The following is a 15,437-nucleotide window of genomic DNA, read 5'->3' on the forward strand; positions in this document are numbered from 1 at the left end:
GTCCTTCGCCCCGATGCCCAATCTGAGGGGTGTCTAAGGACACTCGCGACCAACGCTTCTAGACTCAGCGTTTTTCACCCGTCCGGTTCATCTCATGAGATTCAAACTCGCAGGCGCCTCGCTGGCGCTGATGATGGCTTTCCCCGCGGTTCAGGCGCAAAGCCCGCAAACGCCCCTGGGACCGGTGACCCAGCCGCTGTGGCTGCGTCAGTCCAGCATTTCCCCGGACGGGCGACAGATCGCCTTCACCTTCCAGGGCAGCCTGTTCGTCATTCCCACTGCAGGCGGCACCGCCCGCCTGCTGGTCTCCAATGGCAAGCACAATGCCGCGCCCGTCTGGTCGCCCGACAGCAAGCTGCTGGCCTATGCCGCCAATGTCTACGGCAATGACGATGTGTTTGTCGTTTCCGCGGACGGCGGCCCCTCACGCCGCCTCACCTTCAATTCGGTGCCAGAAACACCGATCGCCTTCACGCCGGACGGCAAGTCCGTCGTCTTCTCGGCCCAGCGCCAGGACGGCCGCCTGAACCTGGGCTTCCCGTCTCCTGCGCTGAGCGAGACCTATCAGGTCAGCATCGAAGGTGGCCGCCGGCCGCAGCAGCTCTTCAGCGAACCCGCCCTTGCGGGCCGCTACAACAAGGCCGGCAGCCTGCTGGTCTATGAAGACTGGAAGGGCTACGAAAACGCCTTCCGCAAGCACCACATCTCCCCGGTCGCCCGCGACATCTGGGTCTGGGACACCAAGACCGGCCAGCACCGTAAGCTCACCAGCAGCGGCGGTGAAAACCGCAATCCGGTCTTTTCCCCCGACGAGACCAGCATCTACTACCTCAGCGAGCAAAGCGGCTCGATGAACGTGTGGAAGATGCCGCTGGACAATCCGTCGGCCACCCGCCAGATCACCCGTTTCACCAAGAACCCGGTGCGCTTCCTGTCCGTCGCGGCGGACGGCACGCTGTCTTACGGCTATGACGGCGAGCTCTACACCCAGGCAGGTGATGAGGCCCAGCCACGCAAAGTCGGCGTGAGCATCGCGGCGGACGCCCTTGTGCCCACGGTTGAGAACGTCAAGCTGACCGAGGGCGCCACGGACCTCGCCGTGAGCCCGGATGGCAGCGAAGTCGCTGTGGTGGTGCGCGGACAGGTGTTTGTCACCTCCGCCGAATTCGGCAACACCCGCCGCATCACCGAGGGTCCTGGCCAGAAGCGGTCGGTCAGCTTCAGCCCCGACGGCCGCAAACTGCTCTACGCCTGCGAGCAGGATGGTCAATGGAGCCTGTGCGAAGCCAGCATCGTCGGCGACAAGAAGGCGGTGCCCAGCTTCTTCAATGCACCGCGCCTGACGACGAAGGTGCTGCTCAAGAACGATCACCAGAACTTCCAGCCGCGCTATTCGCCGGACGGCAAGCAGGTGGCCTATCTGCAGGACCGCGCAGCGCTGCATGTGCTGGACACTGCCACCGGCAAGACCCGCGTGGTGATGGCGGCCGAAAACAGCTACTCCTATGAAGACGGGGACCAGTGGTTCGACTGGGCCCCGGATGGCAAGAGCCTGGTGGTCCAGTTCGTCGACCGCAATCGCTGGAGTCAGGAAGTGGGCGTGGTGCCGGCCGACGGCTCCGGCAAGCTGGTGAACCTGACGCACAGCGGCTATGAAGACATGCATCCGCTGTTTGCCCGCCAGGGTCAGATGCTGGTGTGGCTGACCGACCGCCAAGGTCTGCACGGCAGCGGCGGCGGCGCCCGGGTGGATGCGGACATCTTCGGCATGTTCCTGACCCGCGCTGCATTCGATCGCTACAACCTGGACAAGGCCGAATTCGCCCAGCTGAAGAAGCAGGAGGAAGAGGACAAGAAGGACGGGGACAAGGACGAAGACGGCAAGGGCGATAAAGCCGATAAGGACGGCAAGTCGACCGACAAGAAGGACGGCGACCAGGCCAACGACAAGAAGGCCGACAAAAAGGACGACAAGAAGGCGGAGGACAAGAAGCCTCCCGCCAAGCCTGTGGTCATCGAGATGGAGGGCCTGGAAGACCGCGTGGCGCGTCTGACCACCGCGTCCGGCGACATCCGGGACTTCGCGGTCACGCCCGATGGCGAACAGCTGTTCTACGTGCTCAAGGCCGACGAGGGCTATGAGCTGTGGCACACCCGCCTGCGCGACAAGGAAACCCAGCGCGTGGGGGAACTGCCGGGCGGCAAGATCGAATCCGTGGCCCTGTGGCTGGATGCCAAGGGCACCAAGGGCTTCGTGATGGCCGGTGGCCGCGTGCACAAGTTCAAGGTGCCGGAAGGCTCGGGCAAGGGCGAGATCCAGACGTCGCCGGTGAAGTTCACCGCCGAGCTGCGCATTGACCGCGGCGCCGAGCGCGCGCAGATGTTCGACCATGCCTGGCGTCAGACGAAGGAGAAGCTCTACGTCACCGACATGGGCGGCGTGGACTGGGCCTACTACCGCAAGGTGTATGAGCGGCAGCTGCCCTTTGTTGCGGATGGCACCGACTTCGCCGAGCTGCTCAGCGAAATGCTGGGCGAGCTGAACGTCTCCCACACCGGCAGCGGCTATCGCCCCGCGCCCAGCGGCGATGCCACCGCCTCCCTGGGTCTGTTCTACGACCAGTCCTGGCAAGGCGCCGGCATCAAAGTCGTGGAAGTGATGGAAGGCGGTCCTCTGGACACAGCCACCAACAAGCTGAAGGCCGGCATGGTGATCGAAGCCATCGACGGCGAAACCATCGGCGCTGGTGCGGAATTCGATTCGCTGCTGAACCTGAAGGCTGGCAAGCAGGTGGTGCTGTCGGTGCTGGATCCGGTCACGAACCGGCGCTTCGAGCAAACGCTCAAGGCCGTCAGCATCGGCGCGGAGCGTGAGCTGCTCTACAAGCGCTGGGTGCGCCGCGAGCGCGCGCTGGTGGACAAGCTCTCCGGCGGCCGCCTGGGCTATGTGCATGTGCGCGGCATGAATGACGCCAGCTTCCGCCAGACCTATGCCGACGCACTCGGCCGAGCCAGCGGGAAGGAGGCGTTGATCGTCGACACCCGCTTCAACGGCGGTGGCAACCTGCATGACGAACTGGCGACCTTGCTGTCGGGCAAGAAGTACCTGGAGTTCCTGCCGCGCGGCCAGAGCCTGGGTTGGGAGCCGACCGCCAAATGGGTGAAGCCCTCCGCAGTGCTGGTGAGCGAAAGCAACTACTCCGACGCCCACCTCTTCCCGTGGACCTACAAGCACCTGGGCATCGGCAAGCTGATCGGCATGCCGGTGGCGGGCACCGGCACGGCGGTGTGGTGGGAGGTGATGCAGGACGGCGCCACCTACTTCGGCATTCCGCAAGTGGGCTTCCGGGCGCAGAACGGCGACTTCATGGAACGCGCCCTGGTGACGCCGGACATCGTGGTGCCGAACGACAAGGCCCGTCTGGACAAGGGCGACGATCAGCAGCTGGAAGCTGCGGTGAAGTCGCTGCTGGGCCAGTGATGGCAGCGTGATCGAAGGCCGCCTCACCCGGCGGCCGGAATGAAACAAGGGGTCGGCCCATGGTGGGACCGACCCCTTGTCTTTTGGGGCGGGGTCGGACCTCCGGTGGGAGATCTGACTCCGCAAGAACGGCCGTGTCAGCCGGCCTTGTTCTTCAGCTTGCCCTTGGGCATCACCGATGTCATCGGGGCCACCGGTCGATCCGACACGGAGGACGATTCCTTCACCGGCCCGGTGTCCTTCTTGGGCTTTTTGCTGGACTTGTCATTGCGTTGTACGCCTTTGGGCATGGTGGCTCCTTCTCAATCAGCCGAATCTATGGGCCGAACTCTACTACCACTGGCGGCCGTCGCCAGCGGACAACGGTGCCGACGCACCGACCGGTAGAATCCCGTCTGTTGGTGGCGATGCCACCGACGTTCGCTAGGGGTGCTGGCCAGGACGACCTGACCGGCTGAGAAAGTCCCTTTGAACCTGATTGGCAGCTTCGGCTGCCAGGCCGTGGAGCAGTCCGCGGTCCGAGTTAATCCTCGCGCAGGGAAGCAAGCCCACCGACCTTCGGGTCTTGTGCATCCTCGGGGGCTCTCAGCCCCTTGGCGTCTCCAGGGACGTCGCCGGATGCGCGCGGTCTGCCGACCTGCCATCGCATGTGTTCCCCACGATGGCATCTTCTATTTCCTCTTCAAGCTTCCTGTCCTGCGCTGATGCGCATCCGCTGTTGCGGTCGGCTCCGGTGCACCGCCTGACCCTCGTCGCTGCGGCGCTGCTCGGCGTCAGCGTGGGTGCGATGGCTCAGGCCTCCGCGGACGCCGCGGCGCCGGCTGCGCAAGGCGCCAACGCCAGCACCGCCCTGCCCCAGGTGACGGTGCGCGGCAGCAACGGCCAGTCGTCGCTGACCGTGGGCGGCTTCGGTGACACGCCGGTCGCCAAGCTGCCGATGCAGGCCAGCGTGCTCACCAGCGACCAGATCGCGGACCGCGGTCTGCGCGCCTTGTCCGGCCTCACTGCGGTGGATGCCAGCGTCGGCGACAGCTACAACTCCAGCGGTTATGTGTCTTACCTGAAGATCCGGGGCTACGACCTGGACAACCGCTTCAACTACCGCCGCGATGGCCTGCCCATCAACGCGGAAACGGCGATCAACCTGAGCAACAAGTCCAGCCTGGAAGTGCTCAAGGGCACCAGCGGCATCCAGGCCGGCACCAGTGCGCCGGGCGGTATGGTGAATCTGGTGGTGAAGCGGCCGACGGTGGAGCTGACCACGGTCTCGCTGGGCGTGAGCGAGCGCGGCACGACGGAGGCGGCGCTGGACTGGAGCCGCCGCTTCTCCGATGCGGCGGGCGGCAACAACGTGTATGGCCTGCGCATCAACCTGGAGGCCGCGCATCGCAATCCCGAAGTGCGGGACGCCAAGGGCAGCGACTGGCTGATGGCCGTGGCCGGTGATTGGCGCGTGACGCCGGACACACTGGTCGAAGCCGAGGTGGAGCTGAACCGCCAGAGCCAGCCCTCGCAGCCCGGCTTCAGCCTGCTGGGTACCGCGTTGCCGGACGCTCACCGCATTGACCCGCGCACCAACCTGAACAATCAGTCGTGGAGCCAGCCGGTCGTCTTCGAAGGGCGCACCGCCTCGCTGCGGGTGCAGCATCAACTGACGCCGGACTGGAAGCTGCAGGCGCACGGTGCGATCCAGCGGCTGGTAACGGACGACCGACTGGCGTATCCCTTCGGCTGCACGGCCGCGGACGGCACCTACTGGGCCAGCAGCTACTGCCCGGATGGCACCTTCGACCAATTCGATTTCCGCAGCGACAACGAGCGCCGCAACAGCTCCGCCCTGGATCTGTCCGCCCAGGGGCGATTGAACCTCGCGGGCATGCGCCATGAGCTGTCCTCCGGCGTGCTGTTCAGTCGTTTCTACAGCCGGCTGCAGGGCCAGGCCTACAACTTCGCGGGTACGGGGGACATCACCGGATCGCTGCCGACCACGGCGGATCCGTCCCTGACCGGTGCCAACACCAATCGAGACGAACACAGCACGGAGCTGTACCTGCGTGACGCCGTGCAATTGACCTCGCAATGGGCGGGCTGGCTCGGCGTGCGTCACACCCGTCTGAGCCGGGGCAGCCATCAGGTCAACGTGCCGGCAGCTGAGGAAGCGCGGACGCAATACCGTCAGTCCGTCACCACACCCTGGCTGGGCGTGAGCTACGCCATCGACCCGGAGCTGATGGCCTATGCGAGCTGGGGCGAAGGCATTGAATCGGATGTGACCCCCAACAAGACCGATTACGCCAATCAGGGGCAGGCGTTGCCTGCACTCCGCAGCCGCCAATGGGAACTGGGCCTGAAGGCCGGCAACCGGACGGTGGATTGGTCGGTCAACTACTTCGAGATCCGCAAGCCGACCAGCCGCGATGTGCAGGACGATGCGGCAGGCGGACTGGTGCGTCGTCCCGACGGTACCCAGGACCATCGCGGCGTGGAAGCGCAGGCGGACTTCAAGTGGTCGGGCGGCGGCCTGCAGGCCAGCGTGATGCGTCTGCATGCGCGTCGGCATGGCAGCAGCGACGACAGCCTGAACGGCCTCAAGCCGGTGAATGTGCCGGAGTCGTCGGCCAAGCTGCTGGGTCGGCAGACGGTGTGGCTGCCGGGGCTGGAACTGCAGGCAGGGCTGGTGTTTGAAGGTCGGCGCACGGTGCTGCCGGACAACAGTCTGAGCATCCCCAGCTGGACGCGCCTGGATCTGGGGGCGCGCTACGAGCTGGCGGTGGGCCGGCAGACGCTGGTGTGGCGCGTGGGTGTGGACAACGTCACGGACCGCCGCGCGTGGCGTGAATCGCCCTACCAATACGAGCATGTGTATCTCTATCCGCTCGCACCACGCACGTGGCGTGCATCGGTTGAGTGGATCTTGTGATGCGCTGAATTTTCTGTGTATACTCTTGGTCTCCCTTCCCCGATAGCTCAGTCGGTAGAGCGCCGGACTGTTAATCCGTAGGTCCCTGGTTCGAGCCCAGGTCGGGGAGCCAGAGGGAGCCCAATCAAGTCGTTGCCCGACCGAAGGCAGCGACACCAGAATCAGGTCGATAGGACTTGAAAAGACTTTTCCTCGATAGCTCAGTCGGTAGAGCGCCGGACTGTTAATCCGTAGGTCCCTGGTTCGAGCCCAGGTCGAGGAGCCAAATCTGAAGCCCCGTCATCGAAAGATGTCGGGGCTTTTTCTTTTTGGCTTCGCTCGACGGTCGGCCGAATGACGCACAGGCTTGCGTGCTTGTCGAGTACCGCTTCAACCACTTTCTGCGCCGTCCAAGCTCAACTTGAAAGAAAGACACTTGCTCACTGAAGTGCCTGATCAGCCAAGGCAAAATGAAGCAAAAGAAGCGGCCCCCCACCGGCTCAGACTCGAAGGGGCCGAGGCGGGACCGCCGCGGAGCGATTGCATGCGCACAGTGATGTTGGTGGCACTCCTGGTCATTGGAGGCTCAGCCTTGGCACAGGAAGAATCGAGTGAGATTCCGACCGAGCGCGAGCTTCGGGAGGCGTGTTCCTTCGATGCGGCAGGCGTGCGCGAGTGCCTGGACAAGCATGCCAAAGAGAGTGAAGCGGCCCTAAAAGCTGCGGAGAGCGCCTTCGCCGCCGCAGTGAAGCGCTGGGATACTGATGCGAAGTATGCGAAGCAGACGCGTCAAAAGCTTTCCGCGGCTGCGGCGGCATTCGTCAAGTACCGTGCGGCGCAATGCGCCTGGGCCGCGTCATTGGGCGGCGGCGCCATCGGCAATGCGCTCGAGATGAGCCGGCTGGCTTGCATTGCTGAACTCAATCTCCGCCGCGCGGATTCTTTGCAGACAGCCGCGCGGGAACTGCGACCATGATGAACACTAGACCCCCGATGACCCCGCAACATGAATCGTTGCTTTGGGAACTTGCAGATCGATTTTTCGCCGATCGGCACGTGCGCTACGAGGCCACGCCTCAGGTTCAAATCGACACCATCCGGTCCATCCTCTCGGACTTCGATGCCATCGAAGCTCAACATCTCCCGGACCAGATCTACACGCACAAACGGCTGAACCTGCTCGACGCAGCCCTGGAGATTCTTTTCACGTCTCCGGAAGCCGTGGATCAAGCCAGCACGTGGGCGCTGGCGTTCGCAGCGGATGGCCTGCCGAGAATTCCCAAGCGCTTTGCGAAAAGCACACCGTTTGGCGCCGCCTGCACGCAGCTATGGATCCGGGCGCATGAGGCGATCTACCGGTTTCATCCCCAACGCGAACCGCGCTGGGACGAAGCCTTCCAACAATTTGAAGCCGCCGTGCAACGGGTCCATCAATCGCCTCGCACACATAGCGAGGGGTCGCTGATATCGGCCAAGCCCCATGTGGAGCTGTTCAAGCTTGGTCAGTCCATGCCTTGGATGACGGTCGTCGATCTTCACAGCTCTCGTTAATCGCGACGGTCGTAGACGATGAACATTGCATGCATGGTGGCCGGTGCCGCCCTCGTTTGCAGCACCGCCGCCTGCATGGCGGCCACGGGGACCGACTTCGCCATCACCGAAGTCGCCGACAACAACAAGCTCATCCTCATCACGGCTCAGAAACTGGATCCACATCGCGACATCCAGCTCCAGTTTCCGGACGAGCAGTCGAACATCCAGTGCTGCCAGCGCCTGAAAGCCAGCCAGTTCAGGCCGAGTCGCAAGAAGATCCTCGTCAGCAATGCGTTGACGAAGGGGCGCGCCTTCGCTTATGAGACCCGGCTCCCAGCTCGCTGGCAGTCAGGCCCGTTCATTGGCATCGCGGCGATTGGGCCGTTCAAGGCCACCGATAGCCAAACCGAACTGCTGGCCGGCAATGCCCTTCAAGGACCGTCCCTGAAGGCAACGCTATGCACCAGTTCAGAAGGCGTGCATCTGCAAGCCAGGCGAGGCGGCGAGCTTCAAACTCATCTCTATCTCTGGCTCGGGTATGACATCGCCGACCCCACCTGCAAGAGCGATATCCGTGCGGAATGAGGGATGCGGCAGTGACGGCATGCGCCGCTCGGAATGTCGCTTTCCGCACAGTCATACACTGACGCGTCACAGCCCCAGACCGGGCCCTTCCATGAGCCGCACCGCCCTGGGCGTGCGGTCCCTACCACGCATCGCTTGAACACTCTGACGCAACTGCGCGCTGGCACCCTGAAGGGTGTGCAGCGTCTCACCCTCACCGGCGCTGGGCTGACCGCCTTCCCTGAGGAGATTTACGACCTCGCGGAATCGCTGGAAATTCTCGACCTGAGCGGCAACGCGCTGCACACGCTGCCGGAAGACCTTCCGCGCCTGCACAAGTTGCGCATCCTGTTCTGCTCCAACAACCAATTCACCGAGCTGCCCGCCGTGCTGGGGCGCTGCGCGCGCTTGGAGATGATCGGTTTCAAGACGAATCAGATCCGTCACGTGCCTGAGGCGGCTCTGCCGCCGCAATTGCGTTGGCTCATCCTCACGGACAACCAGATCGAGGCGCTGCCAGAGGCCCTCGGGCAATGCGCCCGCCTGCGAAAGCTCGCGCTGGCGGGCAACCAGCTGCGCGCATTGCCGGCCGGACTCTCGCAATGCGAGCGGCTTGAATTGCTGCGCATCTCGGCCAATCAGTTCAACGCCCTGCCTGAGTGGCTTAGCACGATGCCGCGGTTGACCTGGCTGGCCTTCGGCGGCAACCCCTTGACCCGTCAGCGGGAGATGACTGCGCTGGCGCAGGCGCCGATTCCGGCGGTTCCGTGGGCTCGCCTGGCCCTCGACGAGTTGCTCGGTGAAGGCGCCTCCGGCCACATCTATCGCGCCCACCAGGACGATGGCACTCCCGTCGCGCTCAAACTCTTCAAAGGCGGGCTGACCAGCGATGGGCTGCCTGAGAGCGAATTGGCCGCGTGTTTGCAGGCCGGTCCCCATCCGCAACTGATCTCAGTCCAGGCCCGTCTAAGCGGTCATCCGAACCAGACGCAGGGCCTGCTGATGCCACTGATGGGTCCGTCGTTTCGCACGCTCGCCGGGCCCCCAAGCCTTGCGTCCTGCACGCGCGATGTCTATGCAGACGATCAGCGACTGCCCGCTCCGGCGGTGATGCGAATGGCCGCCGGGCTGGCGTCCGCACTGCGGCATTTGCATGCGCGCGGATTGCTGCATGGCGACCTGTATGCCCACAACATCCTACACGACAACGAGGGGGCGGCTTTGCTCGGCGATTTCGGTGCGGCCTCCTTCCTGGAGGCGGCCCCGGCCGGCCAGGTGGAGCGTCTCAAACGGCTGGATGTCCGCGCGTTAGGCTGTTTCTTCGAAGAGCTGCTGGACCACGGCGAACGGCTGGCTCCCGATGAGCATACGAGACTCAGTGCGTTGCGAGACGCGTGTCTGCATCCCGATCCCGCGCAGCGCCCGAGCGCGGACGACGTGGCCCTCGCGTTGGAACACTGAGTTGCGGCCCGGTCTTCGCTGGCTCGTCGAAGTGATGCAATGCCTGCATGCGCGGCTCCCGCCGCGCATGCAGTACTCTCAGCGCGTGATCACGTAGTAGCCCGTGCCGGCGCCCGGCGTGGCGCTGCCGGTCTGCACCAGCAGCACATGGCGGCCGGTCGCCGAGTGGAACACCTTGACGCCATAGCTCTGCACACCGCCAATCATCGGCAGCGACAGGTCCGGCTGCGGAAGTTGCAGCGAGGTCGTGAAGCGCTTGTAGACCGAAGCGTAGGTCCAGGTGTAGTTCACGCCCTGGTAGGACGCGCCAGTGGCCGGCTCCAGCGCCAGCGTTTCGTCCAGCGCGGTGTTGTTGGTCAGGCTGTAGACCCCGCGAGTGACACCGGACAGACGGCCCAGGTAGCGCAGATCCGACGTACGGTAGAAGGTGGCGCTGGCGGTGAACAGCAGGTCCTGGACCTCACTCAGGAACATTGGCGTGGCCATCGCGAATTCGCCGTGATAGGGCGACTCGCCCGCTCCGGTGATCTTGTGCGCGACCGGATCGAAGTCGTAGTAGCTGATGTCCGCCGGGGACAGCCCCTGTGACAGCACGAACACCTTGTTCAGCTTGCCGGCGATGACGCCGTACTGCGTTCCGTAGAAGGTGCCGAAGTAGCCACTGGACGTGTCCACGACATCACCCGTGCGGCCATTGATCATGGTGACGGCCGGGCGCACCCATTGGTCGCCGCCGATCAGCGAAACAAAGCCGCCGTCGTCCACAAACGCATCGGTCTGGGCGCCGAAGGTGGTGAAGGTGCGCACCAAGGTCATCGTCTGCAAATCCACCAGCGATGCCATCCCCTCGTGCAGCACGACTGCCAGCAGGCCATTGGGGCTGAGGCTGTAGTTCTTCACGGGCGCGGGCAGCACGACCGATTGGGTCACACCGGTGAACGGGTCGACCAGGCGCAGGGCAGTCGGACTTTGCGAGGTGACCACGATCTTGTCCAGACTGCTGTCGTAGCGGGCTTCGCCCGGCGTGAAACCGAGTGGGACCTGGCTGGCGATCGAGGCGAGCGCGCGGATCTCCACGGCGCGCTGCACCGTGGCACGGCCGTCCGATACCGAGACGGTGGCCTGGTAGACGCCGACCACATCGGGCACCAGCGACAGCGCCGGTGTGGCGGCATTCGCGATCGTGGCCGTGCTGCCGGCTGGGCGGGCGTCCAGTTGCCACTGGTAGGTCAGAGGGTCGCCATCGCCGTCATAGCTCAGGGCGGCCGTGGCAAGCACCGTGCCGCCAATCTCGACGGTCACGCGGGTGTGGTCCAGGACCACCACCGGGGCATCGTTGCCGACCATCATGGTCACCGAGCGCTCGGAGAAGGCGCCGGAGGTGTCCGTGACACGGAGGCGGAAGACGTAGTTGCCTTGCACATCCGGGGTGATGGACGGCGTCGCGGTGCTCAGGCTGGACAGCGTGGCGCTGCTGCCGCTGGGACGGCTGTCCAGGCTCCACAGATACGTGAGCGTGTCGCCGTCAGCGTCGACGCTGCTGTCGCCGCGGAAGGTCACGATGGTGCCGACCGGCACCTTAAAACCGGGGGCGGTCGGCAGCGCCACCGGCGTCGCATTGGAGGCGATGGCGGCGGTAGGGGCGCGGTTGTTGGCGCGGATCGTGGTGAGCTTTTCCGACTTCGCACCGGCGGCGTCGGTGACGGCCAGCTTGATGACGTAGTCACCCAGAACGTCCGGTGACAACGCAGTGGTGGTCGCCGCGGTGCTACTCAAGGTCGCGGTGCTGGCGTCCGGGCGGCTGACCAGCGTCCACGCCCGGGAAGCTATCGGGCCTTCCGGGTCGCTGGCGCTGCTGCTGTCCAGCTGCACGACATAGCCCACGGATGTCGTGATGGTGCTGGGCGCGGCTTGCATCACCACCGGGGTCACCTGCACCACCGTGCCGGGGGTTGGCGGCGTGTTGTCCGCCACCACCCTCACTTGCTGCGTGGCCTGGCCGTTACGCGCGTCGATGACCTTCAGGGAAAAGACGTACGAGCCGAGGACGTCGGGGTGGAACTCCAGCACCTGTACGGCGGCATCCGCAATGACCAGGGTGCTGCCGGCGGGCTTGCTGGTGAGCGCCCAGCTATAGGTGAGCGCGTCCTTGTCCGGATCGACGCTGCTGCCGGCATCGAGGCGGACCAGGCCGCCCAGGCTGGCGCCCACGCTGTCGCCGGTGGCGTTCGCGCGCACATCGCCGCTGCTGAGTACGGCGACCTTCGGGGGCTGGTTGGGGGCGTCCGAGCCGCCTCCGCCGCCACAGGCTGACAGTGCCAAAAGGACGAACGAAGACAGCAGGGCGCGGTGCGCCTTGCCCAAGAAGCGTTGCATGTGATTTCTCCCTCAAGCTCGCCGGGGTCTGACGCCCCGGGGCGGGCGGATTGTATGGACGATTGCTGGCCTGTAAATGCCAGGTCGCACACCCGAAATGGGGAGATCCGTCACGCCCTCAGGGTCGCGGGAGTCAAGGCAGCTTGTAAATCGTCCGCACTTGGGACGCATGCAGATCGCGTCGATGCCGGCGTCTGCTGTGGCTGTGGCCGCAGTTGTGGCTGTGACGGCGCAGCGCAGCCAGCCAAGATGGCCAGCGCAGAAGTAACGCCAACGAGGGCAGCTGGCTTCAATTCACTTCCCAGCCCAGCAGACCCCACCCGGGGCGTCAGTCCATCTGCTCACGCAGCTGCTTCGCCTTGTCCCGATAGAACTTGGCAGACGCCTTGTTCCCCGCACGCTCAAAGCGGTCCGCCGCTGCGGCCGCGGCTTTGGCCGCGTCTTCGAACGACTTGATGATCAGGCTACGGTCATCCGTGTCGATCAGCTTCCCGCCACGAAACTCGCCAGCGCCAAACCCTTGGCCAGGCTCGTCCAGCACGCCGAGCGTCAGCTCGCCCTTGACGACGCGGCCGAAGAACATGCGCTTGACCGTCGCGCCGTCCTGCTCTTTCAGCACGCCAAGGCCATTGGCGGTGTCACCGGTGCAATCGCCGTCCCAACGCATCGAAGAAGCGGCCCAGCCTTCGGGCGCCGTCGCCACACGGCAACCCGCCCAGGAGGCCACGCTCGTGGTCGCAAGGGCCGCGGCCACGATGACAGTGCGAAGAAAAACATCAGACTTCAGCATGATGAACACGGTTCCTTTTGCCTGCAGTATGGCATCACGTCAGGCGAGGCGCCCATTGCTGGATCAGTTGCTTGCCCGCCTCGAAGTGCATCGCATCTTCCGTGCGGAACGCAGCACCCCAATACCATCCATGGCGGTTGAAGATCGGTGCAATGAGCGTCAGCCCCATCTGCACCTGATTGTCACCGCGCACATCCAGCCGATTGTTCAGCTTCAGGTCGATGGCCGTCCCCCAGGAATGGTTGGAGATGGAACGGCTGCTCCCCCGGATATTGCGGCAGCACAACATGCCGGCCGTGCTGAGGGATTCATAGACAAGCGGCTGCTCAACCCGGATGTCGTCCATCACCTTTTGCAGACTCTCCACCGCAACATCCAGCCCGGTGACCTTGAACGGGCCCACCGACCGTGCCACCACGATATGGCGCTTGAGCTTCTGGTTGGTCAGCGGCTGGCAATCCTGCGAATACGTCTCGCGCGGATTGCCCAGGGTCTGCACCATGAACGACGAGGAGACCGCCTGCAGACCGGGATTCATCAGATGCCGTTCCGGAACGGCGACATAGGACGACAGCAATGCCTTGCTGGCAGCAGTGTTGGTGCCGGCGGCCTGGGCGACCACGGCTGGCTGCTGCACCGTCGGCTGCGCTGGAGCGGCAGCGGCCACGGGCGTCGAGGCGGCCGGGCGTGCAGCAGAAGCGGCAGCGTGCGCCGGCGCGGCCGGACGGGTGGCAGCGCTTGCGGCTGGGTGACGCGCCGCGCCAGCGGAAGCCGTGGAAGCCGTGGACGCCGCCGAGGCCGTCAGGCGACGCAGCGTCTGACCGTTCGGATCCACGCGGCCGTCCGGCTTGCCCATGAAGCCGCTCTGGAACTTCAGAATGCCGTTGACGGTCAAAGGCCCGCAACGCCCATCGATCTGCCCCGGGTACAAACGGCGCGTCACCAGCAGGCGCTGGATGGCGACCACATCGGATTGACGATTGGCGGCAGCGACGCCGACGGCTCCAGTAAGGTGAACTTGCACAAAACCACCCGCAACTTGAATGTGATGGCGAATTCTCCGGCGGCATCCGCGATGGCGGTGGTGACGAAAGTCAGGTGCCCCCCTGGCCTGGGTCCCGGTGCCGCCCTGTCCGCCGGCGATCGACCGTTGTATTTGGGCATCAGGGCGCCGCGGCGCGGGCTCAGGCAGTCAAACCCGCCCTTTCCGCATGGGCCTCGAAGCACAGCACGTCAAACCACGCTCCGCCAATCTCGAAGCTGCGAAAGGACCGGCCAAACTGGACGAATCCGTTGCGTTGCAACACCCGGACCGAGCCGGCGTTGTCGGCGCGAGCGCGCGCCTCCACCCGCATCAGCCTTAGCGGCCCCAGCGCCTGCGCGAGCACGAGCTTGACGGCCTGGCTGGCGTAACCCTTGCCGTTGTCTGCCTCGCCAATGCGATATCCCAGTTCACACGAATGAAAGTGCTGCCGACGGACATGGCTCAGATTGACCCGCCCCACCAGGCGCCCGGCCCCATCGCGAATCAGGTATTGGTAGCCCCGGTCCTGCTCGGCGTCCCGTAACGCCTCGGCCACTGCGACCTCGACGCCCCCGTCTTCGTAATACGCCGGGGGACGCGCATTGATGCGGGACTCGAAGAACTGGCGGTTGGCAAGCTCAAACCGGCGCAGATCTTCAACGTCCCGCTCGGTGATGAGATGAATGCTGGCAGGCGCTGTCATTGCGCGCGTCCCAGGTTCATCGAAAGGATCGCGAGGGTGTCAGTCATCCAGGGTTCCATCAAATATTCACCAAACGATTGAACCCTGCAACCTGCCTCGGCGCAAGTCTCCACGCTCCGTGGGCCCCGCCACGCGAAAATGCGCCATCGCGTCCTCGTGACGCCCCGCTTCCGCTCATCTCTTTCATGTCCACCTTGCCCCCCTGCCCCCAATGCCAGTCGGCCTACACCTACGAGGACGGCGCTCAGCTCGTCTGCCCGGAGTGCGGCCACGAGTGGTCCGCCACAGTCGCCGCCGAGGCGCCTACTGAAGACGTGCGCGTCATCCGCGACGCAGTGGGCAACGTGCTCGCCGATGGCGACACCGTCACCGTGATCAAAGACCTGAAGATCAAAGGCTCGTCTCTGGTCGTGAAGGTTGGCACCAAGGTCAAAAACATCCGCCTGACCGACGGCGATCACGACATCGACTGCAAGATCGATGGCATCGGCGCCATGGGGCTGAAGTCGGAGTTTGTGAAGAAGCTGTGATGCAGTCGGGCGTCTGCGGCCCGTTGCTCGGCGCCCCTGTCACACAACTGTCATTGACCCGACACATACTCCGGAT

General features: G+C 64.6%; 12 protein-coding genes and 2 tRNA genes. 9 read left to right on the top strand and 5 right to left on the bottom strand.

Translation table 11 applies throughout. The annotated features are described in order from the left end of the window. The first annotated feature begins 94 nt into the window (after window positions 1-94). Complete coding sequence (locus FHS28_RS12205; protein ID WP_088450811.1) at window positions 95-3,481, top strand: S41 family peptidase; 3,387 nt, start codon at window positions 95-97, stop codon at window positions 3,479-3,481. Window positions 3,482-3,618: 137 nt separating this feature from the next. Here FHS28_RS12205 and FHS28_RS12210 read toward each other — a convergent pair whose 3' ends face one another. After that, window positions 3,619-3,771 (bottom strand): hypothetical protein, encoded by a 153-nt coding sequence (locus FHS28_RS12210; RefSeq protein ID WP_184294690.1) that lies wholly within the window; start codon window positions 3,769-3,771, stop codon window positions 3,619-3,621. Window positions 3,772-4,142: 371 nt separating this feature from the next. On the opposite strand from FHS28_RS12210, the gene FHS28_RS12215 reads away from it, so the two are divergent. The 7 genes from FHS28_RS12215 (at window position 4,143) to FHS28_RS12245 (ending at window position 9,938) form a co-directional block, all read left to right on the top strand. Further along, window positions 4,143-6,401, top strand: coding sequence for a TonB-dependent siderophore receptor (locus FHS28_RS12215; RefSeq protein WP_088450813.1), 2,259 nt, complete (start codon window positions 4,143-4,145; stop codon window positions 6,399-6,401). A gap of 36 nt (window positions 6,402-6,437) precedes the next feature. Beyond that, window positions 6,438-6,513 (top strand) — tRNA-Asn (locus FHS28_RS12220). Window positions 6,514-6,590: 77 nt separating this feature from the next. Beyond that, window positions 6,591-6,666: transfer RNA gene (locus tag FHS28_RS12225), tRNA-Asn, on the top strand. Window positions 6,667-6,924: 258 nt separating this feature from the next. Further along, window positions 6,925-7,356, top strand: a complete 432-nt coding sequence (locus tag FHS28_RS12230) for a lysozyme inhibitor LprI family protein (protein WP_088450815.1) — start codon at window positions 6,925-6,927, stop codon at window positions 7,354-7,356. Window positions 7,357-7,373: 17 nt separating this feature from the next. Beyond that, window positions 7,374-7,931 (top strand): hypothetical protein, encoded by a 558-nt coding sequence (locus FHS28_RS12235; protein ID WP_088450817.1) that lies wholly within the window; start codon window positions 7,374-7,376, stop codon window positions 7,929-7,931. A gap of 33 nt (window positions 7,932-7,964) precedes the next feature. Beyond that, window positions 7,965-8,498, top strand: a complete 534-nt coding sequence (locus FHS28_RS12240) for a hypothetical protein (RefSeq protein WP_088450819.1) — start codon at window positions 7,965-7,967, stop codon at window positions 8,496-8,498. 177 nt (window positions 8,499-8,675) lie between these two features. Further along, window positions 8,676-9,938 (top strand): leucine-rich repeat-containing protein kinase family protein, encoded by a 1,263-nt coding sequence (locus FHS28_RS12245; RefSeq protein ID WP_310736776.1) that lies wholly within the window; start codon window positions 8,676-8,678, stop codon window positions 9,936-9,938. A gap of 78 nt (window positions 9,939-10,016) precedes the next feature. Here FHS28_RS12245 and FHS28_RS12250 read toward each other — a convergent pair whose 3' ends face one another. From FHS28_RS12250 to FHS28_RS12265, 4 genes are all read right to left on the bottom strand, one after another. Continuing rightward, entirely contained in the window at window positions 10,017-12,314 is a 2,298-nt protein-coding gene (locus FHS28_RS12250; RefSeq protein ID WP_088450823.1) for a PKD domain-containing protein, read from the bottom strand. A 328-nt stretch (window positions 12,315-12,642) separates the two neighbouring features. After that, complete coding sequence (locus FHS28_RS12255) at window positions 12,643-13,104, bottom strand: hypothetical protein (RefSeq protein WP_184294692.1); 462 nt, start codon at window positions 13,102-13,104, stop codon at window positions 12,643-12,645. A 34-nt stretch (window positions 13,105-13,138) separates the two neighbouring features. Beyond that, window positions 13,139-14,128 carry a M15 family metallopeptidase gene (locus FHS28_RS12260; RefSeq protein ID WP_184294694.1) on the bottom strand — a complete coding sequence of 330 codons (990 nt, stop codon included), beginning with the start codon at window positions 14,126-14,128 and terminating at the stop codon, window positions 13,139-13,141. A 160-nt stretch (window positions 14,129-14,288) separates the two neighbouring features. After that, window positions 14,289-14,831, bottom strand: a complete 543-nt coding sequence (locus FHS28_RS12265; RefSeq protein ID WP_088450827.1) for a GNAT family N-acetyltransferase — start codon at window positions 14,829-14,831, stop codon at window positions 14,289-14,291. 185 nt (window positions 14,832-15,016) lie between these two features. Between FHS28_RS12265 and FHS28_RS12270 the strand changes: the two genes are divergently transcribed. After that, window positions 15,017-15,361, top strand: coding sequence for a zinc ribbon domain-containing protein YjdM (locus FHS28_RS12270; RefSeq protein WP_088450829.1), 345 nt, complete (start codon window positions 15,017-15,019; stop codon window positions 15,359-15,361). The last annotated feature ends 76 nt before the right edge of the window (window positions 15,362-15,437 follow it).

Origin of the sequence: Roseateles terrae (assembly GCF_014192155.1) — a bacterium.
Classification (GTDB): domain Bacteria; phylum Pseudomonadota; class Gammaproteobacteria; order Burkholderiales; family Burkholderiaceae_C; genus Roseateles; species Roseateles terrae.

Coding starts and splice junctions, on each gene's coding strand:
- FHS28_RS12205 (WP_088450811.1), top strand. CDS start 95: ATGAGATTCAAACTCGCAGGCGCCTCGCTGGCGCTGATGATGGCTTTC.
- FHS28_RS12210 (WP_184294690.1), bottom strand. CDS start 3,771: ATGCCCAAAGGCGTACAACGCAATGACAAGTCCAGCAAAAAGCCCAAG.
- FHS28_RS12215 (WP_088450813.1), top strand. CDS start 4,143: ATGGCATCTTCTATTTCCTCTTCAAGCTTCCTGTCCTGCGCTGATGCG.
- FHS28_RS12230 (WP_088450815.1), top strand. CDS start 6,925: ATGCGCACAGTGATGTTGGTGGCACTCCTGGTCATTGGAGGCTCAGCC.
- FHS28_RS12235 (WP_088450817.1), top strand. CDS start 7,374: ATGACCCCGCAACATGAATCGTTGCTTTGGGAACTTGCAGATCGATTT.
- FHS28_RS12240 (WP_088450819.1), top strand. CDS start 7,965: ATGGTGGCCGGTGCCGCCCTCGTTTGCAGCACCGCCGCCTGCATGGCG.
- FHS28_RS12250 (WP_088450823.1), bottom strand. CDS start 12,314: ATGCAACGCTTCTTGGGCAAGGCGCACCGCGCCCTGCTGTCTTCGTTC.
- FHS28_RS12255 (WP_184294692.1), bottom strand. CDS start 13,104: ATGCTGAAGTCTGATGTTTTTCTTCGCACTGTCATCGTGGCCGCGGCC.
- FHS28_RS12265 (WP_088450827.1), bottom strand. CDS start 14,831: ATGACAGCGCCTGCCAGCATTCATCTCATCACCGAGCGGGACGTTGAA.
- FHS28_RS12270 (WP_088450829.1), top strand. CDS start 15,017: ATGTCCACCTTGCCCCCCTGCCCCCAATGCCAGTCGGCCTACACCTAC.